25 protein-coding genes are annotated in these 23,702 nt (G+C 45.0%); 15 read left to right on the top strand and 10 right to left on the bottom strand.

Annotated elements, in window-relative coordinates; genetic code table 11:
• Nucleotides 1–102: 102 nt before the first annotated feature.
• The 11 genes from ccoN (at nt 103) to ttcA (ending at nt 10,077) form a co-directional block, all read left to right on the top strand.
• On the top strand, nt 103–1,530 hold the full coding sequence (ccoN, locus tag BLS03_RS05875; protein WP_176765534.1) for a cytochrome-c oxidase, cbb3-type subunit I: 1,428 nt from the start codon (nt 103–105) through the stop codon (nt 1,528–1,530).
• A 14-nt stretch (nt 1,531–1,544) separates the two neighbouring features.
• Complete coding sequence (ccoO, locus tag BLS03_RS05870; RefSeq protein WP_093270758.1) at nt 1,545–2,165, top strand: cytochrome-c oxidase, cbb3-type subunit II; 621 nt, start codon at nt 1,545–1,547, stop codon at nt 2,163–2,165.
• A 9-nt stretch (nt 2,166–2,174) separates the two neighbouring features.
• A complete protein-coding gene (locus BLS03_RS05865; RefSeq protein ID WP_093270755.1) occupies nt 2,175–2,351 on the top strand; it encodes a cbb3-type cytochrome oxidase subunit 3 in 177 nt (58 codons plus the stop codon).
• Entirely contained in the window at nt 2,348–3,328 is a 981-nt protein-coding gene (gene ccoP, locus BLS03_RS05860; RefSeq protein ID WP_093270752.1) for a cytochrome-c oxidase, cbb3-type subunit III, read from the top strand. Before BLS03_RS05865 ends, ccoP begins: the two co-directional genes overlap by 4 nt.
• A gap of 69 nt (nt 3,329–3,397) precedes the next feature.
• On the top strand, nt 3,398–3,877 hold the full coding sequence (locus tag BLS03_RS05855; protein ID WP_093270749.1) for a FixH family protein: 480 nt from the start codon (nt 3,398–3,400) through the stop codon (nt 3,875–3,877).
• Between the two features lie 6 nt (nt 3,878–3,883).
• Nucleotides 3,884–6,259 carry a heavy metal translocating P-type ATPase gene (locus BLS03_RS05850; RefSeq protein ID WP_093270746.1) on the top strand — a complete coding sequence of 792 codons (2,376 nt, stop codon included), beginning with the start codon at nt 3,884–3,886 and terminating at the stop codon, nt 6,257–6,259.
• Entirely contained in the window at nt 6,259–6,420 is a 162-nt protein-coding gene (gene ccoS / locus BLS03_RS05845) for a cbb3-type cytochrome oxidase assembly protein CcoS (RefSeq protein WP_093270743.1), read from the top strand. The genes BLS03_RS05850 and ccoS overlap by 1 nt, the downstream gene beginning before the upstream one ends.
• Nucleotides 6,420–7,085, top strand: a complete 666-nt coding sequence (locus tag BLS03_RS05840) for a sulfite exporter TauE/SafE family protein (RefSeq protein WP_093271106.1) — start codon at nt 6,420–6,422, stop codon at nt 7,083–7,085. Before ccoS ends, BLS03_RS05840 begins: the two co-directional genes overlap by 1 nt.
• A gap of 98 nt (nt 7,086–7,183) precedes the next feature.
• Complete coding sequence (locus BLS03_RS05835; RefSeq protein WP_093270740.1) at nt 7,184–7,936, top strand: fumarate/nitrate reduction transcriptional regulator Fnr; 753 nt, start codon at nt 7,184–7,186, stop codon at nt 7,934–7,936.
• A gap of 132 nt (nt 7,937–8,068) precedes the next feature.
• Nucleotides 8,069–9,016: a universal stress protein UspE gene (uspE, locus tag BLS03_RS05830; protein ID WP_093270737.1), complete on the top strand. Its 948-nt coding sequence runs from the start codon at nt 8,069–8,071 to the stop codon at nt 9,014–9,016.
• Nucleotides 9,017–9,144: 128 nt separating this feature from the next.
• Complete coding sequence (gene ttcA, locus BLS03_RS05825) at nt 9,145–10,077, top strand: tRNA 2-thiocytidine(32) synthetase TtcA (protein WP_093270735.1); 933 nt, start codon at nt 9,145–9,147, stop codon at nt 10,075–10,077.
• 105 nt (nt 10,078–10,182) lie between these two features.
• On the opposite strand, the gene BLS03_RS05820 is transcribed toward ttcA, so the two are convergent.
• Genes BLS03_RS05820 through BLS03_RS05810 form a run of 3 tightly spaced genes read right to left on the bottom strand, consistent with a single transcriptional unit; the run spans nt 10,183 to nt 12,487 of the window.
• A complete protein-coding gene (locus BLS03_RS05820; RefSeq protein ID WP_093270733.1) occupies nt 10,183–10,842 on the bottom strand; it encodes a DUF2987 domain-containing protein in 660 nt (219 codons plus the stop codon).
• Between the two features lie 12 nt (nt 10,843–10,854).
• Entirely contained in the window at nt 10,855–11,670 is an 816-nt protein-coding gene (locus BLS03_RS05815; RefSeq protein ID WP_093270731.1) for a glucosaminidase domain-containing protein, read from the bottom strand.
• Entirely contained in the window at nt 11,663–12,487 is an 825-nt protein-coding gene (locus BLS03_RS05810; RefSeq protein WP_093270729.1) for a DUF2189 domain-containing protein, read from the bottom strand. Before BLS03_RS05810 ends, BLS03_RS05815 begins: the two co-directional genes overlap by 8 nt.
• Nucleotides 12,488–12,821: 334 nt before the next feature.
• On the opposite strand from BLS03_RS05810, the gene potA reads away from it, so the two are divergent.
• The 4 genes from potA to BLS03_RS05790 all read left to right on the top strand — a co-directional run bounded on the left by potA (nt 12,822) and on the right by BLS03_RS05790 (nt 16,899).
• Entirely contained in the window at nt 12,822–13,940 is a 1,119-nt protein-coding gene (potA, locus tag BLS03_RS05805) for a spermidine/putrescine ABC transporter ATP-binding protein PotA (protein ID WP_093270727.1), read from the top strand.
• On the top strand, nt 13,924–14,781 hold the full coding sequence (gene potB, locus BLS03_RS05800) for a spermidine/putrescine ABC transporter permease PotB (protein WP_093270724.1): 858 nt from the start codon (nt 13,924–13,926) through the stop codon (nt 14,779–14,781). The genes potA and potB overlap by 17 nt, the downstream gene beginning before the upstream one ends.
• Nucleotides 14,781–15,554, top strand: coding sequence for a spermidine/putrescine ABC transporter permease PotC (gene potC / locus BLS03_RS05795; RefSeq protein ID WP_093270721.1), 774 nt, complete (start codon nt 14,781–14,783; stop codon nt 15,552–15,554). Before potB ends, potC begins: the two co-directional genes overlap by 1 nt.
• A 307-nt stretch (nt 15,555–15,861) precedes the next feature.
• Complete coding sequence (locus tag BLS03_RS05790) at nt 15,862–16,899, top strand: extracellular solute-binding protein (RefSeq protein WP_093270719.1); 1,038 nt, start codon at nt 15,862–15,864, stop codon at nt 16,897–16,899.
• 73 nt (nt 16,900–16,972) lie between these two features.
• Here BLS03_RS05790 and cobB read toward each other — a convergent pair whose 3' ends face one another.
• The 7 genes from cobB to BLS03_RS05755 all read right to left on the bottom strand — a co-directional run bounded on the left by cobB (nt 16,973) and on the right by BLS03_RS05755 (nt 23,700).
• Complete coding sequence (cobB, locus tag BLS03_RS05785; RefSeq protein ID WP_093270716.1) at nt 16,973–17,689, bottom strand: Sir2 family NAD+-dependent deacetylase; 717 nt, start codon at nt 17,687–17,689, stop codon at nt 16,973–16,975.
• 165 nt (nt 17,690–17,854) lie between these two features.
• Nucleotides 17,855–18,274 (bottom strand): hypothetical protein, encoded by a 420-nt coding sequence (locus BLS03_RS05780; protein WP_093270713.1) that lies wholly within the window; start codon nt 18,272–18,274, stop codon nt 17,855–17,857.
• The gene (locus tag BLS03_RS05775) at nt 18,264–19,298 is read right to left on the bottom strand and encodes a formate dehydrogenase subunit gamma (RefSeq protein ID WP_093270711.1); all 1,035 of its coding nucleotides are present in this window, start codon (nt 19,296–19,298) and stop codon (nt 18,264–18,266) included. The genes BLS03_RS05780 and BLS03_RS05775 overlap by 11 nt, the downstream gene beginning before the upstream one ends.
• 14 nt (nt 19,299–19,312) lie before the next feature.
• Nucleotides 19,313–19,921 carry a formate dehydrogenase FDH3 subunit beta gene (gene fdh3B / locus BLS03_RS05770; protein ID WP_093270707.1) on the bottom strand — a complete coding sequence of 203 codons (609 nt, stop codon included), beginning with the start codon at nt 19,919–19,921 and terminating at the stop codon, nt 19,313–19,315.
• An 11-nt stretch (nt 19,922–19,932) separates the two neighbouring features.
• Entirely contained in the window at nt 19,933–22,791 is a 2,859-nt protein-coding gene (locus BLS03_RS05765; protein WP_093270703.1) for a formate dehydrogenase subunit alpha, read from the bottom strand.
• An 11-nt stretch (nt 22,792–22,802) separates the two neighbouring features.
• On the bottom strand, nt 22,803–23,003 hold the full coding sequence (locus BLS03_RS05760; RefSeq protein ID WP_093270700.1) for a twin-arginine translocation signal domain-containing protein: 201 nt from the start codon (nt 23,001–23,003) through the stop codon (nt 22,803–22,805).
• Nucleotides 23,004–23,070: 67 nt separating this feature from the next.
• Nucleotides 23,071–23,700, bottom strand: coding sequence for a TorD/DmsD family molecular chaperone (locus tag BLS03_RS05755; RefSeq protein WP_093270697.1), 630 nt, complete (start codon nt 23,698–23,700; stop codon nt 23,071–23,073).
• Nucleotides 23,701–23,702: the final 2 nt, after the last annotated feature.

Genomic DNA, 23,702 nt, shown 5'->3' with positions numbered 1-23,702 from the left:
ACTCCATGAATAAGCGTGATTTTCTGGATAATTTGGGTGGCATTACGACATGAGTCGTGTTGGAAGTAAAGCTTAGTTAATTACAAATTTGGAAGCATGCAAATGAGCCAAGAAACGCAGCTTGAGCAAAACTACAACTATACGGTCGTTCGTCAGTTTACCCTCGTGACTATTTTGTGGGGAATTGTCGGCATGGGCGTGGGTGTTTTGATTGCCGCTCAATTAGTTTGGCCACAGCTAAACTTTGATACGCCGTGGCTGACATACAGTCGTCTGCGGCCACTTCATACAAACGCCGTTATTTTTGCCTTTGGTACCAGCGCATTGTTTGCGACCTCTTATTACGTGGTACAGCGTACCTGTCAAACTCGCTTGTTTGGTGGGCCAATCGCAGCCTTTACGTTTTGGGGATGGCAAGCCGTTATTGTGTCTGCGGCTATCTCTTTGCCTTTGGGTTATACCACCAGTAAAGAGTATGCGGAGCTTGAATGGCCGATCGATATTCTTATCGCCGTTGTTTGGGTCGCTTACGCAGTGGTGTTCTTTGGCACCATCGTTAAACGCAGAACGTCGCATATTTACGTTGCAAACTGGTTCTTTGGCGCATTCATTATTACAGTGGCTGTCCTTCATATTGTTAACAGTATGGCAATTCCGCTGTCTGCGATGAAATCCTACAGCATCTATTCCGGTGCCGTGGATGCCATGGTTCAGTGGTGGTATGGCCATAATGCGGTAGGCTTTCTTTTAACCGCCGGTTTCCTTGGAATGATGTATTACTTCGTACCTAAGCAAGCTGAGCGCCCAGTTTATTCCTACCGTTTGTCCATCGTGCACTTTTGGGCCTTAATCTCTTTGTATATCTGGGCGGGTCCTCACCACCTTCATTACACCGCACTGCCTGACTGGACTCAATCTTTGGGTATGGTGATGTCGCTCGTCTTGTTCGCGCCATCATGGGGCGGCATGATCAACGGCATCATGACGCTATCAGGTGCTTGGCATAAACTGCGCTACGACCCGATTTTACGCTTTTTGATCGTGTCATTGTCATTTTATGGTATGTCGACCTTTGAAGGCCCGATGATGTCGATAAAAACCGTCAATGCCCTATCCCATTATACTGACTGGACAATAGGCCACGTACACTCTGGCGCATTGGGCTGGGTTGCAATGGTATCTATTGGTTCGGTTTATCACCTCATTCCACGTTTGTTTGGTCAACAACGCATGTATTCGGTTGGTTTGGTCAACGCGCATTTCTGGTTAGCCACTATCGGTACGGTGCTGTACATCGTTGCGATGTGGATTTCAGGTGTTATGCAAGGTTTGATGTGGCGCGCCGTCAACTCTGATGGAACATTGACTTACAGCTTCGTTGAGTCGGTTCAAGCATCGTATCCGTTTTACACGGTGCGCTTTATCGGCGGGTTTATCTTCTTAAGTGGGATGTTCTTAATGGCCTATAACACGTATAAGACCATTTCTGCCCCGAAAGATAGCCTTAAAGCTATTCCTGAACCAGCATAAGGAGATGATGAGTAATGAGTTCTAATTCTAATAATCGTCATGAAATCATCGAACGCAATGTTGGGCTTCTGGCTATCTGTATTGTGTTTGCGATAAGTCTTGGTGCTTTAGTGGAAATTACGCCACTGATTTTCCAAAAGCAAACCACAGAGCCGGTTGAAAACTTAAAACCCTATACCGCGCTTCAACTCGAAGGACGTGATATTTATATTCGTGAGGGGTGTAACGTTTGTCACAGCCAAATGGTTCGTCCATTCCGTTCTGAAACTGAGCGTTATGGTCATTACTCCGTTGCGGGCGAAAGCGTGTGGGAGCATCCGTTTCTGTGGGGCTCAAAACGCACTGGCCCTGATCTCGCTCGTGTCGGAGGACGGTATTCCGACGAATGGCATCGCGTGCATTTGATGGATCCTCGAGAATTGGTTCCTGAATCAAATATGCCCGGCTTCCCATGGTTGGCCGAAAACCAACTTGATGGGAAGTACACCAAACAGAAAATGGAGCTGTTCCGCGACAAATTTGGTGTGCCATACACGGATGAGCAAATTAACAACGCGACAAAAGACGTTGAAGGCAAAGCGGAAATTGACGCGCTGATTGCCTATCTACAGTCTCTTGGTCATGCAATGAAATAAGAGGTGGTTATGGACATTGGAACAATTCACAGTATCTGGACCATCGTACTTTTTATCAGTTTCTTTGGCGTCGTTTGGTGGGCATTCGGCAAAAGCCGTAAAGAGCGCTTCGAACAAGACGCCAAAATGATTTTTGATGATGAAGTACCAAGCCCCTCTCATAAACAAGGAGTGACTAAGCAATGACAACGTTTTGGAGTCTGTGGATTATCGTCATAACGGTTGGAACCTTGCTTGGATGTGCGGCGCTGCTTGCATGGTGTCTGAAAGACAAAATGGGTGTCGAAGAAGGCCAGGACATGGGCCATGAATATGACGGTATTCGTGAAATTAATAACCCGCTGCCGAAATGGTGGACTTACCTGTTCATTGGTACGTTTATTATCGCGGCCACCTATCTTGCTCTCTATCCAGGTCTTGGTAATTTTAAAGGCTTACTGGGTTGGCAAAGCTCAGATCAAACGGTGCGTTCTTTGGCTGAATCAAAAGCCTCCATTGCTAAAGCGCAACAGGATAAATTGCTGGTTCAATATGCCAAAGAGCTTGATGATGCTGATGCCTATTTTGGCGAAGCATTTAAGAAATTGGCCTATGTTGAAGGTACAAATGAGCTGCGCCCAATTCCTGACATCGCCTCGGACCCTGAAGCGGTAAAAGTCGGTCAACGTTTGTTTTTACAAAACTGTTCGCAATGTCATGGTTCCGATGCTCGAGGGCAAAAAGGTTTTCCTAATTTGACCGATAAAGCATGGCTTTATGGTGGCGAACCTCAAGCGATTGTAACGACGATTACTCACGGTCGTATTGGTCAGATGCCGGCTTGGAAAGATGCTCTTGGCGAACATGGTGTGACAGAAGTTGTTAGCTATGCTCTTAGCCTATCCGGACGTAAAGTGAACGCTCGAGAAGCTGAAGCAGGTAAAAAACGCTTTGTTGTGTGCGCCGCATGTCATGGTACGGATGGTAAAGGTAACCCTGCGGTTGGTGCGCCTGATCTAACCGATCGTGATTGGTTGTTCGGTGGAACTCGCGCTGATGTCACCGAAACCGTGATGAACGGACGTTCTGGTGTTATGCCAGCTTGGAAAGACATTCTTGGCGAAGATAAAATCCAGCTGGTTGCATCGTATGTTTGGAGCTTAAGTAACACTGAAGAGCAATAACCCTGCTCTTTTCTCCAGCCCCTTCATGGGGCTGGTTGTTTTATTCCTTTCTTAGTTGAGAACATTTTTATGGTAAAGCCTTGGTATAAGCAGTTTTGGCCGTGGTTTCTAATCATCCTACCTGCAACCGTTGTATGTTGGACAATAGTGACTGTGATTGTTTTTTCACAGCATTCGGTGTCGCTCGTGACCGAGGATTACTATAAAAAAGGCAAAGGAATCAATATTGATTTATCGAAAATCGATGCGGCTAAGGCTCTGCACTTAAGCGCAACGGTCGTATCAGTAGATAACAGTATTATTATTCAGTTTGATAAAGGTTCGCTTGCTCACTTTCCCGCAATTCAAGCGATGTTTGCTCATCGCACACTGCCCGATCGAGATTTTACGCGGTTAATTACCGCCGATGCAAAAGGCAATTATCGTTTAACGTTAGACCAGCCACTGCAAGGACCTTGGTTTATTGAGTTAACGCCACATGACCAGTCGTGGCTTATCCAAGGCAAAGTCACCTTTCCAAATCCAGTCGCCATATCATTGTTAAATTGAGTTGTTATGAGCCAATCCTGTTATCACTGCGGTGAAGAAGTACCAGTCGACACGGATCACAGTGTTGAGATTCTTGGAAAGCAGCGCTCTATGTGCTGCCCAGGATGCCAGTCGGTTGCCCAAACCATCGTTGAAAGCGGTTTAGTTTCTTATTATCAGTATCGCACTGCGCCGGCAGACAAAGCCGATATCGTGCCTGAGCAACTTGCCCAGTTAACGCATTATGACAATGATGAAGTGCAAAAAGACTTTGTTATCGAACATAACGGCTCAAAGGAGGTGACACTGTCACTTGATGGCGTTTCGTGTGCTGCATGTGCCTGGCTAATTGAAAAACGTTTATCAAAACATCTCGGTGTGATGTCCATTCAAGTCAACACCAGTACTCATCGCGCTCTACTAAAATGGGATCCGCTTCAAGTGACTCTTAGCGAGTTGCTTACCGAGATCCAACACCTCGGTTATAAAGCTGCTCCATTTGAAGCCAACACTCAAGAAACATTTTACCAGCAATCCATGAAACAGTATCTGTATCGGATTGGGCTGGCAGGACTTGCGACCATGCAAGTCATGATGTTGGCCGTTGCACTGTACTTTGAAGTGTTTGGCGACCTAGATACCAGCTTTCGTGATTTTTTCCGTTGGGTCAGTTTTCTTTTTGCTACACCAGTATTGCTTTATTCTGCGTCCCCTTTTTATGTCAGTGCATGGCGCAGTTTAAAAGCCAGAACTTTGGGTATGGATGTGCCGGTATCCATTGCCTTGATTTTTGCTTATGTAGCAAGTTTTGTTGCGACAGTCACAAAGCAAGGTGAAGTCTTTTTCGAATCCATTTCGATGTTTACTTTTTTCCTGTTAGTTGGCCGTTTTTTGGAAATGAGAGCTCGGCGTCAAGCCGCCGCCGCGAGTGCCAATCTACTTAAGCTGATTCCGGCTATGGCAACAACACTCGATGGGGAAAATATTGCGGTCAGCGCTCTAAAGCCCGGACAACGACTACGCGTTCGTCCTGGCGAGCACATCCCCGCTGATGGCAAAATTATCGCCGGTAACCCACACGTCGATGAATCTATGCTCACCGGTGAGTCAATGCCAATAAGAAAGAGCATCGACCAATACGTGTATGCGGGAACCTTGAATAAACAAGAGGCATTTGAATTTGAGGTAACGCATACCAAGATGGAGTCTAGGCTTGCGAGCATCGTACGTTTGCAAGATGAAGCGCAAATGAGCAAACCGAAAATCGCACATATCGCCGATGTGGTTGCGCGTTATTTTGTCGCCGGGATCCTTATTATCGCTGCGATGACGTGGTTCTACTGGCACCAACATCAGCCGGAAGATGCGTTTTGGATTATGCTGTCAGTTTTGGTCGCCACTTGTCCATGTGCCCTATCATTGGCAACACCAACAGCGATTACCTGTTCGGCTTCGCAGATGGGAAAACTTGGCATTATTTTACGTAAGGGGCACGTTTTTGAAACTTTATGCGAAGTGAATCATCTGGTCGTAGATAAGACCGGCACCTTAACCCATGGAAATGTGTCCATCTCGCATACTCAAACCTATTCTGGTTGGGATGAGTCTAGCGTATTATCTCTTGCTGCGGCATTAGAAGCCTACGCGAACCATCCGATTGCGAATGCGTTTAGCGAGTATTTCGATAGCTCAATTCAGCTCGACAATGTCGAGAACCTAATTGGCTCAGGGATTCAAGCCAACTATCAGAACCAGCATTTGCGTATTGGACGTCGCGCTTTTGCTGCGCCATATCTTGAGGAGAGCTTCGAGTCGAGCGTTTATTTAAGCCTTGATGGTAAGGCTATTGCGCGCTTTGATTATCACGATCCGATTCGTGATGATGCCAAGCCAATGATAGCGTCGTTTCAGGCGTTAGGAGTAAAAGTCACCCTGCTGTCTGGCGACAACTCTGAAAATTGTCATCGCGTTGCTCGCGAAACGGGTATTGAACAAGTTGTGAGTGCGGCGTCCCCTGAACAGAAATTGGCATACTTGCAACAAATGCCCGCCGAGAGTGTCACTATGATGGTTGGGGATGGAATAAACGATGCACCAACGCTTGCGGGAGCACATTTATCGGTTGCGATGGGCGGCGGTACAGATATCGCTAAATCGTCAGCCGATATGGTGTTGCTGGGTGATAAGCTTAGTCAACTGATCAAAGCTCGTGAACTTGCGCTAAAAACCCGCACTATTATTCGCGAAAATTTAGCTTGGGCGTTAGGTTATAACGCCTTGGTGTTACCTCTTGCGGTGTGTGGTTGGATAGCGCCCTATTTTGCCGTTTTGGGTATGTCTGTTAGCTCAATTATTGTAGTATCCAACTCATTACGTCTCCTTAAGCAGGTTGAAAAACGCTAATGGAAAGCCTCTATATTCTTATCCCAATTGCCGTTTTACTCGTGTGTCTTGCGGTTGGCATTTTTATCTGGGCAGTCAAGAGTGAGCAGTTTGAGGATTTAGAGCGCCAAGGGCATAGTATTTTATTTGACGATGACGAAGAAGGTGATGACAAATCGTGATTTCTTCGGATGTTATCGCGGCGTTTTTTATCGGACTACTTGGTGCGGGTCACTGCATGGGAATGTGTGGCGGGATTGCCAGTTTACTGTCGGGTACACCGCACTCATCTGCACCATCGATTCCGATTTTCTATAACCTCGGCCGAATTTTAAGTTATGGCGTGTTCGGTACCATTGTCGGCAGCAGTGTTGCGACCATTGCTGAACTCAGCCAGTTTAATCACATTCTTACCTGGTTAAGGTTAATCAGTGCGTTATTTATGGTTGTCTTGGCTTTATACCTTGGTCGTTGGTGGTCAGGGTTGCTTAAAATCGAGCAATTAGGGCAAGGTTTATGGCGTTATATTTCGCCGCTGGGCAAAAAATTGCTGCCATTGAAACGCCCTATCGATGCATTACCGTTCGGTTTTATTTGGGGTTGGTTACCCTGTGGTTTGGTTTATTCGACGTTGACTTGGGCAGCGGTGGCTGGAAGCGGCCTGAATGGCGCTCTGATCATGCTCAGCTTTGGCCTTGGCACCTTACCGTCAATGTTAGCCGTCGGCTACGGAGCACAGTTTTTTTTACGTATTCAACGTTCTGCATATTTTCGTTCTTTGGCTGCAATTCTTCTGCTTCTCTACGCAACCTATATATTGGTTAAAAGTATCAATATGCTTCACTAAAGTTAGCATTCCTTTGTTTTTAAGGACATTTTTTCACTATCCTTTACAACGCAGGGGTGTTAAAATGTTGATGTATATCAATTTAGTGCAAGGTTATTATGATTTCAGAAAAACCAGCAACAAATCATCGAGTCCAATCGGGCGGTTGTGCTATCCATTGCCAAGACTGCAGTATTAGCCAACTTTGTATCCCGTTTACCCTAAATGAATCAGAGCTTGACCAACTTGATGAAATCATCGAGCGTAAAAAGCCTATTCAAAAAGGGCAAGAACTTTTCAAAGCTGGAGATGACCTAAAATCTCTCTATGCGATTCGTTCTGGTACTATCAAAAGCTATACAATAACCGAGCAAGGTGACGAACAGATTACAGCTTTTCACCTCGCAGGCGATCTTGTTGGCTTTGACGCTATTACTGAAGACTCACATCCTAGCTTTGCACAAGCGCTTGAAACTTCAATGGTGTGTGAAATCCCATACGAAATTCTCGATGACCTTTCAGGGAAAATGCCTAAACTACGTCAGCAAATCATGCGTTTGATGAGTAGTGAAATCAAAGGCGATCAAGAAATGATCCTGTTATTGTCAAAGAAAAATGCCGAAGAGCGCTTGGCTGCGTTTTTATTTAATCTATCGACCCGTTTTTCTCAACGCGGATTTAGCCCTCGCGAGTTTCGTTTGACTATGACTCGTGGTGATATCGGTAACTATCTTGGTCTGACTGTTGAAACCATCAGCCGTCTGCTTGGTCGATTCCAAAAATCAGAAATCCTAAGCGTAAAAGGCAAATACATTACCATTCTAAATCATGATGCATTGATGGAATTGGCGGGTGTATCAAAAGATTCCTAAGTAACTTCAATGACGTAGCTCAAAGCAGAGCTACGTCATACTTCTTCAATTTCCTATCACTTTTTCCTCATCGCTACCACAGAAATTAAGCTAAAGTAATCATTAGGGTCTCCTCACGTATAAGGAGTAAATATGAGTATTTACAGTAAGATTTTAGTAGTCGCAGATATCAATCACGACGAACAACCTGCCCTAATTCGTGCGATTCAATTGGCGGATAAAAGCCGATCACGCAGTCGAATCACGTTTTTCTTATCGATATACGATTTTTCGTATGACATGACCTCCATGTTGTCTTCAGACGAGCGCGACGCAATGCGCCGCGGCGTAATCCAACAACGTGAGGCTTGGATGCGAACTGTCGCAGAACCCTATCTTAACGATGGGTTTAATTTTGATATCAAGGTGGTTTGGCATAATCGCCCTTATGAAGCGATCATCGCCGAAGTGTTTTCCGGTGAACACGATATCGTCGTTAAAGGTACGCGTAAGCACGATGTTTTGGAATCGGTTATCTTTACGCCGACTGATTGGCATTTATTACGTAAATGTCCGTCACCTGTTCTACTGGTTAAAAACGCTAAGTGGCCAGAAGACGCTAGCATTATTGCCTCGGTGCACGTAGGTTCAGAGATGGAGTCTCATATTGACCTCAACGATAAGATGGTCGAACAGTTAAAAAGCTTATCGGAAAGATTGGCGGCTAAACCCTATTTGGTTAACGCCTATCCGATTACGCCCGCTAACATTACCATCGAATTGCCAGAGTTTGATCCCACGACTTACACCGATGCGGTTCGAGGACATCATTTGACCGCCATGAAAGCACTGCGCCAGAAACATGGCTTTAATGAAGAACAAACCGTTGTAGAGCAAGGATTGCCTGAAGAGATCATCCCGCAAACCGCCAAGAGACTGAATACGGCGATGGTGATTATCGGTACCACAGGACGTACCGGATTATCCGCAGTGTTCATTGGTAATACTGCGGAGCATGTTATCGATAAAATCGATTGCGACATAATGGCGTTAAAACCAACGGGATATGTTAGCCCTCTAGACCCTAAAACCGCTATTTAAATAGCTGATACATGAGTCCTTGCCCAATCGGCGAGGACTTTTTTTATTCCAAGTCACAATTATGGTGGAATCTAAAAAAGATATCCGTATCATACCCTCTTCATTTTGTATTGATGAAGACGGCATTAATGACTGAGCAAAAAAACGAGCAAACCAAAGCACAACAATATAACTTCAACAAGCTGCAAAAACGTATTCGCCGCAATACTGGCCAAGCGATTCAAGACTACAACATGATCGAAGATGGTGATCGCATCATGGTGTGTCTGTCTGGTGGCAAAGACAGCTTTACCATGCTTGAAATGTTGATGAGCTTACAAAAAAGTGCGCCGATTTCTTTTTCGCTTATTGCTGTTAACCTCGATCAGAAACAGCCGGGCTTTCCTGAACATATTCTTCCTGAATATTTACAAAGCTTAGGTGTCGAATACAAAATTGTAGAAGAAGATACCTACTCCATCGTTCAGGACAAAATTCCAGAAGGCAAAACGACCTGTTCGCTATGCTCTCGCCTGCGCCGCGGCATCTTATATCGTACTGCGAATGAGTTGGGCGCGACCAAAATTGCACTTGGCCATCACCGTGACGATATTCTTGAAACCTTATTCTTGAATATGTTCCATGGCGGGAAAATGAAAGGAATGCCACCTAAACTTGTTTCTGATAATGGCGAGCATGTTGTCATTCGCCCACTCGCTTACTGCCGTGAGAAAGACATCATTAAGTATTCGGATATGAAAGACTACCCAATCATTCCGTGTAATCTTTGTGGTTCACAACCCAATCTACAACGCCAAGCAATTAAACAAATGCTGAATGACTGGGATAAACGCTTCCCTGGACGCATCGAAACCATGTTCAGAGCAATGCAAAATGTGGTGCCAAGTCATTTAGCCGACTTCGAACTGTTTGATTTTAAATCGATTGATAAAAGCTCAGGTGTTATTAACGGCGGTGATATTGGTTTTGATAAAGAAGATATTCCACAGCAACCAATTTTGGATGAAGAGTTAGTACAAGAATTTGATCCGAATTTACAACTTAAAGTGACTAACCTCTAGTCGAATGAATCAAAAAAGGTGACCTTTGGTCACCTTTTTTGTGTCTGTGTTAACCAGATATATTTAGATATAGTGCATTAGGTTGCTTTTTATCTGTTTGATTTTTTAATTGGTATTAAGTAAATAAGGCAATACACGCTTGGTGGTTTGAGGCAGTTTGATACTTCCACCCTCGCCGATTTCACTCAATGTCACTTGGGCTTGGCCATGAGTTACACGAATTTTTTTACCGTTCGAAAGTTGAATATCATTTGCAGTATCAGCATCAAATTCGAGTGTGACACCTTGTATCTCGGGCGTAAACCAACGCGCAAACATTCCCCCTAAGTCATTAAGTGTCGTTTGCATTTGACTGACTAATTGCGCGAGCGTCTGATAACTAACCGTACCGGATAGATTCTGTTTCGCCATCACAACCATCGAAAAATTACATTGTTGAGCGCGTGGCGTCTCAACAAATATCAACGGATTCGCTTGGCGTAGATTCTGATCTAGCGGCACTACTAATTCGTTAATCGGGCTCACTTTTAGCTCTTCGTAATGTTGTTCTTTTTCCATCCAAGCTTTAGAGATGGTACACAACTGCTCAGTGCGTGAATCAACAAAAAAGAAGCCGACTTTGACATCGTCATGACCAGACTTTAAGTTGTTTTTTAACTGAGAATACAGCTTTGAGTAGGTAAACATATACTGCTGCGCTTGCACAGAAGAGCTAGCCGCTAACACCATACTTAAAGACAATATTCTCAGAAGATGCTTATTCATATTGATAGTGATTTATTGTTCTCTATGAGTCCAAAAATGTTCGTTGTGGCGAATCATTACCTTTAGGTCGCTAACGTAATCATCGCCTCGTTCAGAATACTTAAGCAGTCCGTCTGCAAGGTCAACTGCCGCGGCAACAGAATGCAACTCCTTTCCAGATTGCTGACGTTTACGACGTTGCTCTCTAAGATCTTTATAAGCTCGATTACGATTCACATTCATAAAATAACGGTGAATCGATTCTTGAACAGAAGAAAACTTAGCCACCTCATGACTCATACCATCGGCACGTTGTTTAGGGACTAAGCCACAGCCTTGTTGATAGCACCATTGACCAAAATAATTGTTGGCTTTGCGCGCAAAGCGCGAGGTTCCCCAAGCGGATTCGTTGGCAGCTTGAACCAAGACTAATGCCTCAGGAATCACGTTGACTCGGCTAAGTAATTGCTCGAAAAACACTTTATCGATTCCGCCGGCTGAAAAGGCCACATTATAACGGTTAGCCAATTTGTCTAAGAACGCTTTGTCCGATGCCGTTAAAGCCATCTTATCAAAACGCGCCTCGATATTTTTCAACTTATTCCGCTCTTTCAAAATGCGTTGATTTTCAAAAGCAATCCCGGGTCTCAAGTAATCAAAAAAGTGTTGCTTCTTTGCTCTTGTGTCACGAATGGCACCAAAATCTGGCGCCTTTCCAACCTTCTTTGGGGTAATCGCCCAATCAAAAGCGATATCTTCGGCTTGCTGTAATTTGTGTTGATAAGCAAGATAACCATAGATAGCAACGATTACCGTTGCTAGCAGAGCAAAAAATTCAGTTTTACGCATCAAATACCTGTGAGTTGTTATCGTTATCATCATCGTTAGATTTGTTGGCGCCAGTCGAAACAATTTTTAGACGGATACCAAACATGTTGCGATAGATGATGCCCTTCGCATGGAAGAAAAATGGCAAAACGAAAATCAACCCTATGCCATAAAACATCGCGGCAACAATAAACATAACAAAGATGACCAAATAGACGCTCACCAGAGTCAGTAGCTTCTTGTTTGCCGCTCTCAAAGACAGCAATAAAGCTTGAACTGGTGGAACATTTTTCTCACATATCAACAGAATAGAGTTACTGAATGCAAGCGAAAAATACAAAGACAGGAATGGAAGTATCATCCCGGCAATAATTTGAACCACCAAACCGATGAGCGTCACTCCGATAACAGAAACCGTGAATTGCAATCCTTTCCCCACATGACAAAGTTGCGTTTTGAGACCCGCAGCGTGACTCATTGCCATCAAGCAGACACCAGCATATATCGGCGCGCTGACAACTTCATAGCTGAAGTTACCGACCACGATCGCTTGGACAATATTTGCGCCAAAAGTTGGCGATTCAGTCAATACCTCAGAGCCGCTAAACGCCTCAAATAACGCGCCTAAGTCACCGAGTTGAAGTTTCAATGCAATGTAGAAAATCGTGAATTGAACCACTGCTAGCAAAATGATCGCAGGAGAAAAGGACAAGAAATGTCGAATGGTATGTTGCCAAGCTTCTTTTAACACATCACTGGCTCTCAACTCATATTGGCCCGAAAGCGCGGTTTCAATGGTGCCACCTAAGTTAAGGTCGGTTTGTATCTCTTTATTCATTACGGATAATCCATAACTCCGTATAGTCATCTAAAGGAGCTAAGTAGTTGATAAAAATTTGCTTTATTATACTCAAAGCAAGCGGCTACGAACATCATAACCTTGTTAAACTCTCTTGCTTTATTGTAAGCATGGATGATAATTGACCTCTATACGCCTTTGAAATCAGTATGGTAAAAAAAGTCATAGTCTGCTGATAAATTTTTTTCGCTGCAACACGCATAAATTGCTTTAATTTCACCATTTTGATGATTATGATGCGCGCCTAAATTCGTTGATCATTTGTACGGAAAATCACATTTTTGAGTGAGTCTATTTAGGAGAAAAACAGGCATTGAATGAGCATACGCATGCGAATCCCAAAGTGATCCGCTTAACTGACGTAACCAAAAGTTTTGATGGTAAGGAAATTATTCGTCAGTTAAACCTTGACGTGAACCACGGTGAGTTTTTGACCATTCTCGGTCCTTCCGGGTGTGGTAAAACAACGGTACTTCGCATGATTGCAGGTTTCGAGTCCGTTGATAAAGGTAGCATTGTTCTTGACAAGCAAGATGTTACCCAAGTTCCAGCTGAAAATAGACACGTCAATACCGTATTCCAAAGCTACGCGCTATTTCCTCACATGACGGTCTTTGACAACGTAGCATTTGGCTTACGTATGCAAAAAGTTCCCGCCGCTGACATCGAACCTCGAGTCACTGAAGCGCTCAAAATGGTGCGCCTAGAATCCATGGCGCAACGCAAACCCCATCAATTATCAGGTGGTCAGCAACAACGTATCGCTATTGCTCGCGCGGTGGTCAACAAGCCAAAAGTATTGCTACTAGACGAATCATTATCTGCATTGGATTACAAACTTCGCAAACAAATGCAGATCGAACTCAAACAACTGCAACGCCAACTGGGTATTACCTTTATCTTCGTGACTCACGATCAAGAAGAAGCCCTTTCAATGTCTGATCGCATCATAGTGATGCGCGACGGTGTCATTGAACAAGACGGTACCCCAAGAGAAATCTACGAAGAACCTAAGAATCTCTTTGTGGCGCGTTTCATCGGTGAAATTAATGTCTTTAATGCAACCATGATTGAACGTATTGACGACAAGTGTATTCGCGCCCAAATCGAAGGCGTTGATAGTGTTGTCTACTACGAAGAAAACGCGCTACCAGGCGAAAAGCTCCAAGTACTTTTGCGACCTGAAGATCTACGCATCGAAGAAATTAAAGATTCACAGCAACATAGCGGAATTGTCGGCCATGTTGCCGAGCGTACTTATAAAGGTATGACTCTCGATTCGGTCGTCGAACTTGAGTCTGGCATGCGCGTCATGGTGAGCGAATTTTTCAATGAAGATGATCCTGATGTGGATCACTCCTTAGGACAGAAAGTCGCAATCACTTGGGTAGAAAGCTGGGAAGTGGTGTTAAAAGATGAGCAGCAAGCTTAATTTACAAAATGCAATCATCACGTTAGTGGTTGGCTGGCTGGTTTTGTTTGTCTTGCTTCCTAACGTCATGATCATCGGGACCAGTTTTCTGACTCGCGATGAAGCGAATCTGATTGATTTGACTTTTACTTTAGACAACTACACTCGATTGGCCGATCCTCTGTATGCCAAAGTGCTTGGGCATTCGTTTTATATGGCGGCGGTGGCAACATTACTTTGTTTAGTGATTGGCTACCCTTTCGCCTACATTATCGCCAAGATGCCAGCGAATTGGCGACCTTTTATGTTGTTTCTGGTGATTGTGCCATTTTGGACCAACTCTTTAATTCGTACCTACGGGTTAAAGATCGTTTTGGGCACACAAGGAATCTTAAACAAGTCGTTAATGGCCTTAGACATTATTGATAAACCGCTACGCATCATGTACACCGAAAGCGCCGTTATGATCGGGCTTGTCTATATACTGTTGCCATTTATGATTTTGCCGCTCTACTCAGCTATAGAAAAACTCGATAATACGTATATCGAAGCCGCTCGAGATCTAGGAGCAAACAAGTTACAGACCCTGACTAAAGTGGTGTTGCCTCTTACCATGCCTGGCATTATTGGCGGTTGCCTATTGGTGATGCTACCAGCCCTTGGCATGTTCTACATTTCCGATCTACTTGGTGGCGCGAAAAACTTGCTCATCGGTAATGTGATAAAGAATCAAGTGCTCAACGCGCGCGACTGGCCATTTGGCGCGGCAACCAGTATTGCGCTCACCATTGCCATGGCGATTATGCTTTACGCCTACTATCGCGCTGGAAAGCTTTTGAATAAGAAAGTGGAGTTAAACTAATGGGGCGTACGATTCGTTTTAGCTTTATGGGTTTAGTCTACGCATTTCTGTATCTGCCCATTATTGTTTTGATTGTAAATTCTTTTAATCAAAATAAATTCGGCATGCGTTGGGATGGATTTACTACCAAGTGGTATCAAACACTGGTCAATAACGACAGTTTAACGCAAGCCGCTTGGCACTCTATCAATGTCGCGATATTTTCAGCAACCGTTGCCACCATTATCGGTAGCCTGACTGCTGTGGCTTTGTTTCGCTATCAGTTTAAAGGCAAATCTGCGGTGAACGGCCTGCTATTCGTGGTGATGATGTCTCCCGACATTGTGATGGCGATTTCACTGCTGGCGCTGTTTTTGGTTATCGGCGCGCAGCTTGGATTTTTGACGCTACTTATTGCTCATGTGACGTTCTGCTTGCCATTCGTTGTGGTTACGGTTTACACCCGTCTTAACGGTTTCGATGTCAAAATGCTCGAAGCAGCGAAAGACTTAGGTGCCAGTGAATGGGTGATTTTGAAACAGATTTTACTGCCTCTCGCTAAACCTGCGGTTGCCGCCGGATGGCTACTAAGTTTTACCCTGTCTCTTGATGACGTCATTATCAGCTCGTTTGTCACCGGACCAACCTATGAAATTCTGCCACTTAAAATTTACTCTATGGTAAAAGTCGGAATTTCGCCGGAAGTGAATGCGCTCGCGACGGTGATGCTGGTGGTCTCTCTGACCCTAGTGATCATTTCTCAGCTCATCGCTCGAGAAAAGCCAGGGCAATAATCCTGTTCTTGATTACCTTTAAAAACAATTACCTTTAAAAACAGAATGGTTCGCCATTCTGTTTTTTTATGCGTTCACACTTTTACATCACGACAACTCACAGCAAACAACACAGCTCTGCCATTGATGAGCAATGAGTGATTAATAATTGAGCTTACGAGCAAAAACGTCCAAGTTGCCGCTCCCTATTTCATGCTTCGCTGATATACTTACGCTGTTTGTCACTTTTATCGTCACGATAAAAACGATTGTTATCAGACTGCTCGGGTAGCCAATACCTTAGCAGCCCAAATAAAACGGAATTGAAATGAAAGGTAAATTCTTTGCTGGCGCGTTATGCGCTGCAAGCTTGTTCTCTTCAGCGGCTATGGCTGATGACCAAGAGCTCTATTTCTACAACTGGTCTGAATACATCCCTAACGAAGTCCTTGAAGACTTTACAAAAGAGACGGGCATCAAAGTGATTTATTCCACATACGAATCCAATGAGAGTATGTATGCCAAGCTAAAAACCCAGGGTTCGGGTTATGATCTCGTCGTTCCTTCGACGTATTTTGTCTCTAAAATGCGCAAAGAAGGTATGCTGCAAAAAATCGATAAGTCAAAGCTAAAGCACTTTGCTGATCTGGATAGTAACTTTCTCAACAAACCATTTGACCCAGATAACAGTTACTCAATTCCTTACGTTTGGGGCGCAACTGGTATCGGTATCAATTCCGATATGCTTGATAAATCAAGCGTCACCAAATGGGATGATCTATGGGACAGCAAATGGGAAGGTCAGCTGATGCTGATGGACGATTCTCGCGAAGTATTCCATATTGCACTGACCAAATTGGGCTACTCGCCAAATACGACCAACCCAGATGAAATCAAAGCCGCATATGAAGAGCTAAAAAAACTGATGCCGAATGTATTGGTGTTTAACTCAGATTTTCCAGCAAACCCTTATCTAGCCGGTGAAGTGTCACTCGGAATGCTGTGGAACGGCTCCGCTTACATGGCTCGCCAAGAAGGTGCTTCAATCGACATTATTTGGCCAGAAAAAGGCACTATTTTCTGGATGGACAGCCTCGCAATTCCATCTGGTGCGAAAAATATCGATGCAGCACATAAGATGATTGATTTCCTATTGCGTCCTGAGAATGCAGCCAAAATCGCGGTAGAAACGGGCTACCCAACGCCGGTGAAAACCGCTTATAGCATGCTGCCAAAAGATTTCGCTAACGACCCTAACGTATTCCCACCTCAAGAAGTCATGGACTCAGGTGTGTGGCAAGATGAAGTCGGCGAAGCCAGCGTGCTTTACGATGAGTACTTCCAAAAACTCAAAGTAGGCAACTAATATCTATATCGAAGCTATCGATATAAATCACAAAGAAAAAAGCGGCTTAGGCCGCTTTTTTACACTTTCAGTTTTATTGCATATTGAGAAGTTGTTCGACCAATTTAGGCACTTCTATGCTGGCTTTTCCATAGCGCTTTTCTTCAAATTCCGATTCAACCGCACTAGGTTCAAGATTGATTTCGATGGTATGTGCGCCATGCATTCTCGCATCATGGACAAAGCCTGCCGCGGGATATACCACGCCAGAGGTGCCAATCGAAATAAACAAATCGGCTTGTTCAATGGCATGGTAAATTTCTCCCATCCTCAGTGGCATTTCACCAAACCACACAATATGAGGCCTGAGCTGAGCCGGGATTTGACAGCAATGACACAAATCCCCTTCTTTTAAGTCACCGAACTGGTCAATCACTTGGTTTGACTGCGTACATCGCGCTTTAAGCAATTCACCATGCATATGAATGATATTTTGACTTCCGCCACGTTCATGAAGATTGTCGATGTTTTGCGTCACCACAGTCACTGAGCCTTGCAACTCGTCTTCTAAACGCCCAAGTGCGATGTGAGCCGCATTCGGCTGTATATTCGGATCTTGGAGTTTGTGTCGTCTCTGATTGTAGAAATCCTGTACTAAATCGGGATCTCGTTCATAACCTTCAGGTGTTGCGACATCTTCAATTCGATGATTTTCCCATAAGCCATCTTGAGCACGAAAAGTTTGAATACCTGATTCAGCCGAAATGCCCGCGCCAGTGAGTACAACAATATTACGATAAGGAAATTTCATACTGCTTCCTTGCAAAGTGAATCATGACAATAGCTTAGCACTCTCAGGCAATGAACAGTAGTGATGAAAAATAAGACTATGGTCGATAAGCCCGTCAATTGCGAGATTAAAAATCTTTCCAATTTGAAAATAAAAAAGCCTCGTTATACTCGAGGCTCTTCTAGTTTACAAATTAGGACCAGTCGATGGCGCCATCGGCTGATGATTCCTCAGCTTATCCATTCCTTGCTTCATGCGTACAAACCAAACAAATATCGCCGCAGCGCCAATGATCATTCCGATATAAGGAATGATCATTGCTAGCGAATCAATCCATGACGCTTTATACCAATAGTTGTTGACGCCTTTGAGCAACCCATTCGCCGTGGCCACGCTGATTATCAGCACCACAAAAAACGTTAAGTTGAGGAAAAAACTGCGAATAAGTCCATAGTAATGGGAATTGACGACTTCCCCATCCTCTCCTTTATCCAACCGATAACCGGCATAGATAATCGCAATCACTCCGGAAATCAGACAAGTAAACGGCGTTAAAATACTCAACCAATACGCAATTTTTACCCCACTATATTGCTTATCGCTCATCTGTTTTGGCCTCCATCGATTTGATATTCGACTTATCCAAGCTTTGCTCTTGCTCTCGCACTTCTTCATACCAGAGATCGTGATGCTGTTTCGCCCATGTCTCATCCACGTCGCCCGTTACCATTCCTTCGAGAGCGCCTTCCATACCAAACAAGCCGATGTATATATGAAAGATAAAGCCGCAAATTAACACTAAAGCTGAGAACATGTGGACTAAGTTAGAGAGTTCCATGTCACGTCGAGTCTGATCAAAAATCGGGAAATCAAGGATCAGCCCACTGAGCGCCGCAAAAGTCCCCACCACAATCAGAAGCCAATACACCAACTTCTCACCCGCGTTGGAAAAACCAGCCGATGGATGAGTACCTTTGTATTTACCAGCCATGCCGCCCAGTTTTTTAAACCACACCCAGTCGGTTTTATTAAATAGGGATTTCTTCCACCATTTAACCAGCATTAATACCAAGAGCACAAAAAATATCGGACCAATGTAGTTGTGGTATTGCTTCGCAGCATAAATAACGCCCCCCCAAATCTCACTGGATACATAAGGTTTGAGGAAATGTTTGCCATACACAAGCGTGAGCCCACTAAAGGCTAAGGTCAGAAAGGTAAATGCCATGCTCCAGTGAAGTGCTCGGTCAAATCGCGACCAGCGGCGGATTTTGGTACCTGTTCGCGGCTCACTGAGCATCAAAGGCCCCATCAAGAAGTACACGGCAATCACCATCGCGAGACTGCCAAATATCGCGACCGCGCCTGCAGGAGACATCCATTTTTCTTTTAGAATGTACCAGGTTTCGCCCGGTTTACTGATTAACACGCCGTGTTCAGGAAATGATGAGGTTGTATACCCTTGCTCACCTTGCCTAAGCTGGCGCCAATAATCGGCACCAGCAAGCTGAGTGATTTCACGTTGGGCGACATCGGGACTCGTTGTCTTCTCTGCCGCAAGCACTGGTCCACCAAACAGAGATATAAGTGACAATGTCACTAGAAGCATACGTTTGATTAGATCGTTCATTACAAGTCTCCGAATTAGCTTTTCGTCGCGTCGTAAGAGAGATCTTCTCCGTCGGTCCAGCCAGCATTTTCAGCCCCACGTTCAACCACACGTTGGCGGAAAATATCAGACACTTTCTCTGCATCACCCGCAAGCAGCGCTTTCGTTGAACAAAGCGATGAGCACATTGGCAGCTTGCCTTCGGCAATGCGGTTGGCACCGTATTTTTGCCGCTCTTCAATACTACCTGCTTCGGTTTCAGGGCCGCCTGCGCAGAAGGTACATTTGTCCATTTTGCCGCGTTCACCAAAAGCTGTTTGTTTAGGGAATTGAGGTGCGCCGAATGGACAAGCAAACAAGCAGTAACCACATCCAATACACAGATCTTTGTTATGCAGCACAATGCCATCTTCGGTATGGACAAAACAATCCGCCGGACATACCGCCATGCAAGGCGCATCGGTACAATGCATACAAGCGACAGAAATAGAGTTCTCTCCCGGTTCACCATCGTTGAGCGTCACCACGCGTCGGCGCTGGATTCCCCACTCTAATGCATCATCGTTTTCATTTTTACATGCCGTGACACAGCCGTTACATTCGATGCAGCGCTTGGTGTCACATAGAAATTTCATTCTAGCCATGAGAGCTCTCCTTACGCTTTGCGAATGTTACACAAGGTAACTTTGGTTTCTTGCATTTGCGTGGTTGGATCATATCCGTAAGTCATCGCGATATTTGCCGATTCCCCAAGTACATATGGGTCAGTTCCCTCAGGGTACTTACTGCGTAAATCTTGGCCTTCGAAGTGACCCCCGAAGTGGAAAGGTATAAATGCCAATCCAGGTTTCACGCGGCGTGTGACCATGGCTTTGACTTTAATTTTCCCTTGCTCGGCACCTTCAACCCAAACCATATCGCCGTCTTGAAAACCGAGATCGTTGGCATCTTTAGGGTTAACCTCGACAAACATCTCTTGTTGCAGTTCTGCAAGCCAAGGGTTTGAGCGACTTTCATCACCGCCACCTTCGTATTCAACTAATCGTCCAGACGTCAATATGATTGGGTATTGACCCGTTTTATCTTGCTGTTGAATCGATTTGTATAAAGTAGGAAGACGATAAATGGATTCACTATCGTCCCAAGTTGGGTAATCAGTGACAAGGTCACGTCTTGGTGTATAAAGGGGCTCTCGGTGCAGTGGTACCCGATCAGGGAACGTCCATACAATTGCCCTCGCCTTGGCGTTGCCAAATGGAATACAGCCGTGCTTAATCGCGACGCGTTGAATTCCGCCAGAGAGATCGGTTTTCCAGTTTTTTCCTTCCGCTTCTTTCTGTTCTTGAGGCGTTAAATCGTTCCACCACCCAAGGTGTTTCAATAGCTTATCGCTAAATTCTGGATAACCATCTTTGATCTCACTACCTTGAGAGTAACTGTCTTCAGCGAGTAAGTTTTTGCCTTCAAATTCAACGCCATATCGCGCACGAAACGTACCGCCCCCCTGAGCTACGGGCTTTGAAGTATCGTAGAGAATATGCGTGCCCGGATGCTTCATTTCTGGCGTACCCCAACATGGCCAAGGTAAACCATAGGTTTCGCCATTGACCGGGCCGCCTTCTGCTTCCAATGTGGTTTTATGGAAAGTGTGCCAGTTGAGTTGGTGTTGTTTTAAACGTTCTGGACTTTGACCTGTGTAACCCACTGTCCACATGCCGCGATTAAATTCACGGGTAATGTCTTCAATAACCGGTTGGTTATCAACAACCTTAATATGCTTAAACAGCGGTTCATCGATGCCAAGTTTTTTGCTCAGCAAGTACATGATTTCATGGTCTGGCTTGGAATCGAACAGTGGCTCAATCACCTTGTCACGCCATTGAATAGAACGGTTTGATGCAGTGACGCTGCCGTAAGTTTCAAATTGCGTGGTTGCAGGAAGCAAATAGATACCATCGGTGCGGTCATTCATGATCGCGGCCACTGTTGGATATGGGTCAACAATGACCATCATGTCGAGTTTTTGCATTGCGGTTTTCATCTCAACACCGCGGGTTTGCGAGTTAACCGCATGCCCCCAGTAGAACATCGCGCGAATGTTATCCTTTTGCTCGATATTGTTTTTATTTTCCAAAACACCATCGATCCAGCGTGAAACCGGAATTCCCATATTTAACATTGGATTAGTACCGCGGTATTCGCCTGAGTCAAACCGATTTTTAAGCCACTCGTAATCGATATCCCAGACTCTTGCCCAATGTTTCCACGCGCCTTCAGCGAGCCCGTAATATCCGGGTAACGTATGTGAGAGAACACCTAAATCGGTTGCACCCTGCACATTATCATGCCCACGGAAAATATTGGCGCCGCCGCCAGATACCCCCAAATTGCCCAACGCTAATTCAAGAACGCAATAGGCACGAGTGTTGTTGTTACCTGTGGTATGTTGTGTGCCGCCCATGCACCAAACCACACAACCAGGGCGATTCTCAGACAGTAGTTTCGCGGTTTTATACATGTCTTCTTCACTGACGCCAGTCACACGCTCAACCTCTTGCGGCGCCCATTTCGCCACTTCTTGGCGAATTTCATCCATGCCGAATACGCGCTGTTGGATAAACTGTTTATCTTCCCACTTGTTGGCAAATACATGCCATAAAATACCCCAGATAAACGCCACGTCTGTACCCGGGCGAAGTGATACATAGTGGTCAGATTTGGCTGCGGTTCGGGTACGGCGAGGATCGGCGACGACGATTTTGCAGTTGCTCTTCTCTTTAGCGATAAGAATATGCTGCATCGCAACCGGATGTGCTTCTGCGGGGTTAGAGCCAACAAAAAGGATCGACTTGCAATTATGCATGTCATTGAAAGAGTTGGTCATGGCTCCATAACCCCAAGTATTTGCAACCCCCGCTACCGTTGTGGAGTGACAAATACGAGCTTGGTGGTCAACATTGTTGGTCCCCCAAATTGACGCCATTTTGCGAAATAAATAGGCTTGTTCATTACTGTGCTTAGCACTACCTAGCCAATACACTGAGTCTGGACCTGATTCATCACGAATTTTCAGTACTTGTTGGCTTATCTCATCAAGCGCTTGATCCCAGCTCATTTTTACCCATTTGCCATTTTCCAATTTCATCGGGTATTTCAAGCGGCGCTCACCATGACCATGTTCGCGCAGCGCAGCGCCTTTGGCGCAATGTCCGCCAGCGTTGAACGGATGATCAAAGGCGGGCTCTTGTCCTGTCCAGACCCCATTTTGCACTTCGGCGTAAATGCCACAACCGACTGAGCAATGAGAACAAATCGTTCTCTTAACCTCGGTTTTCGCCATTGGGTCAACCGTTTCGGCTTTGGCCTTTTTCATCATGGTTGCTGAAAATAACGAGGCTCCCGCTACCGCACCGGTTGCCGCTATGGAACTATTGCGCATGAACGCTCGACGAGATAATCCCAAAGTCTGCGTATCATCCGTCTGAGTGTTATTGGAACGTTTGATTAGTTTCATGTCCGGCTCCTTTATAACGAGTCGTAGTAATCTTTGACGTGCTGCGTTTCACGATATTTGGTCTGTAATTTGTTGGTGTTTTCCGGCTGCTCAAACGGCTCAGTTTGCGCTGCTTGAGCCGCACCACCGGTCACAGAGGTCGCTACAGCGGCGGTTGCCACCTGTTTTAAAAATTCTCGTCTAGAGTGTTGCTTTGGCTTTTGATTACTCATGATGCTTTCCTTACTTTCAACGCTGAACCGACTTCGAACCTTAGTTCTCAACGTTTATCAAAGATTGTTACTGATATTGTTGAATGTTTTTTACTGCCACCCGTTTGCCATATCGGTCATCCATTGTGTGCACACTGAGTTTGGTTTGCTCTATGCTAAGAAACGCCAACATCAACTTACTAACCGCTTGGTAAAACTTCGCACTCGGTGCGTCTTGGATTTGCTCTGCCAGAGATTGATACCATGGCGCTATATGCTCCATGAACAACCTCGCTTGAACCTGCTCTAAACCTTCTTGGTCATCGACCAGAAAAGACATCACTTCACAAAGTGCAGCAATATGATCTTCCGGTTCTTTAACCTGTTCTTGCCTCGTAAAACCGAGCGATTTCAGGTCTTGACGTAAGTTAGCCAATGGCTTTTCCATCAGAAACCCGGTTTGATGCCACGAACCAAAAGGCACCACTTCACCACGGCCAATTCCGATAAACAGTTCCTGAAATTCTTGAGCGCAGCTTTGTTGATCCGCCGATTTGGCGGCAGACTTAATTTCAAGCCATGCTTGTTGCAGTGTCTGCTCTGTTGGCTCAACCTCTAAATCACTCAGCCATTCCAGCAAGGCTCGATTGGGTGGTTCACGAAATAACGTCGCGAGCAGCAAATAGATCTCAACTCTGGGTGTGTATTCAATATCCATTG

This window comes from Vibrio xiamenensis, from assembly GCF_900100015.1.
Taxonomy (GTDB): domain Bacteria; phylum Pseudomonadota; class Gammaproteobacteria; order Enterobacterales; family Vibrionaceae; genus Vibrio; species Vibrio xiamenensis.
This window is presented reverse-complemented; position numbering and strand designations above follow the sequence as displayed.

Coding starts and splice junctions, on each gene's coding strand:
- ccoN (WP_176765534.1), top strand. CDS start 103: ATGAGCCAAGAAACGCAGCTTGAGCAAAACTACAACTATACGGTCGTT.
- ccoO (WP_093270758.1), top strand. CDS start 1,545: ATGAGTTCTAATTCTAATAATCGTCATGAAATCATCGAACGCAATGTT.
- BLS03_RS05865 (WP_093270755.1), top strand. CDS start 2,175: ATGGACATTGGAACAATTCACAGTATCTGGACCATCGTACTTTTTATC.
- ccoP (WP_093270752.1), top strand. CDS start 2,348: ATGACAACGTTTTGGAGTCTGTGGATTATCGTCATAACGGTTGGAACC.
- BLS03_RS05855 (WP_093270749.1), top strand. CDS start 3,398: ATGGTAAAGCCTTGGTATAAGCAGTTTTGGCCGTGGTTTCTAATCATC.
- BLS03_RS05850 (WP_093270746.1), top strand. CDS start 3,884: ATGAGCCAATCCTGTTATCACTGCGGTGAAGAAGTACCAGTCGACACG.
- ccoS (WP_093270743.1), top strand. CDS start 6,259: ATGGAAAGCCTCTATATTCTTATCCCAATTGCCGTTTTACTCGTGTGT.
- BLS03_RS05835 (WP_093270740.1), top strand. CDS start 7,184: ATGATTTCAGAAAAACCAGCAACAAATCATCGAGTCCAATCGGGCGGT.
- uspE (WP_093270737.1), top strand. CDS start 8,069: ATGAGTATTTACAGTAAGATTTTAGTAGTCGCAGATATCAATCACGAC.
- ttcA (WP_093270735.1), top strand. CDS start 9,145: ATGACTGAGCAAAAAAACGAGCAAACCAAAGCACAACAATATAACTTC.
- BLS03_RS05820 (WP_093270733.1), bottom strand. CDS start 10,842: ATGAATAAGCATCTTCTGAGAATATTGTCTTTAAGTATGGTGTTAGCG.
- BLS03_RS05815 (WP_093270731.1), bottom strand. CDS start 11,670: ATGCGTAAAACTGAATTTTTTGCTCTGCTAGCAACGGTAATCGTTGCT.
- BLS03_RS05810 (WP_093270729.1), bottom strand. CDS start 12,487: ATGAATAAAGAGATACAAACCGACCTTAACTTAGGTGGCACCATTGAA.
- potB (WP_093270724.1), top strand. CDS start 13,924: ATGAGCAGCAAGCTTAATTTACAAAATGCAATCATCACGTTAGTGGTT.
- potC (WP_093270721.1), top strand. CDS start 14,781: ATGGGGCGTACGATTCGTTTTAGCTTTATGGGTTTAGTCTACGCATTT.
- BLS03_RS05790 (WP_093270719.1), top strand. CDS start 15,862: ATGAAAGGTAAATTCTTTGCTGGCGCGTTATGCGCTGCAAGCTTGTTC.
- cobB (WP_093270716.1), bottom strand. CDS start 17,689: ATGAAATTTCCTTATCGTAATATTGTTGTACTCACTGGCGCGGGCATT.
- BLS03_RS05780 (WP_093270713.1), bottom strand. CDS start 18,274: ATGAGCGATAAGCAATATAGTGGGGTAAAAATTGCGTATTGGTTGAGT.
- BLS03_RS05775 (WP_093270711.1), bottom strand. CDS start 19,298: ATGAACGATCTAATCAAACGTATGCTTCTAGTGACATTGTCACTTATA.
- fdh3B (WP_093270707.1), bottom strand. CDS start 19,921: ATGGCTAGAATGAAATTTCTATGTGACACCAAGCGCTGCATCGAATGT.
- BLS03_RS05765 (WP_093270703.1), bottom strand. CDS start 22,791: ATGAAACTAATCAAACGTTCCAATAACACTCAGACGGATGATACGCAG.
- BLS03_RS05760 (WP_093270700.1), bottom strand. CDS start 23,003: ATGAGTAATCAAAAGCCAAAGCAACACTCTAGACGAGAATTTTTAAAA.
- BLS03_RS05755 (WP_093270697.1), bottom strand. CDS start 23,700: ATGGATATTGAATACACACCCAGAGTTGAGATCTATTTGCTGCTCGCG.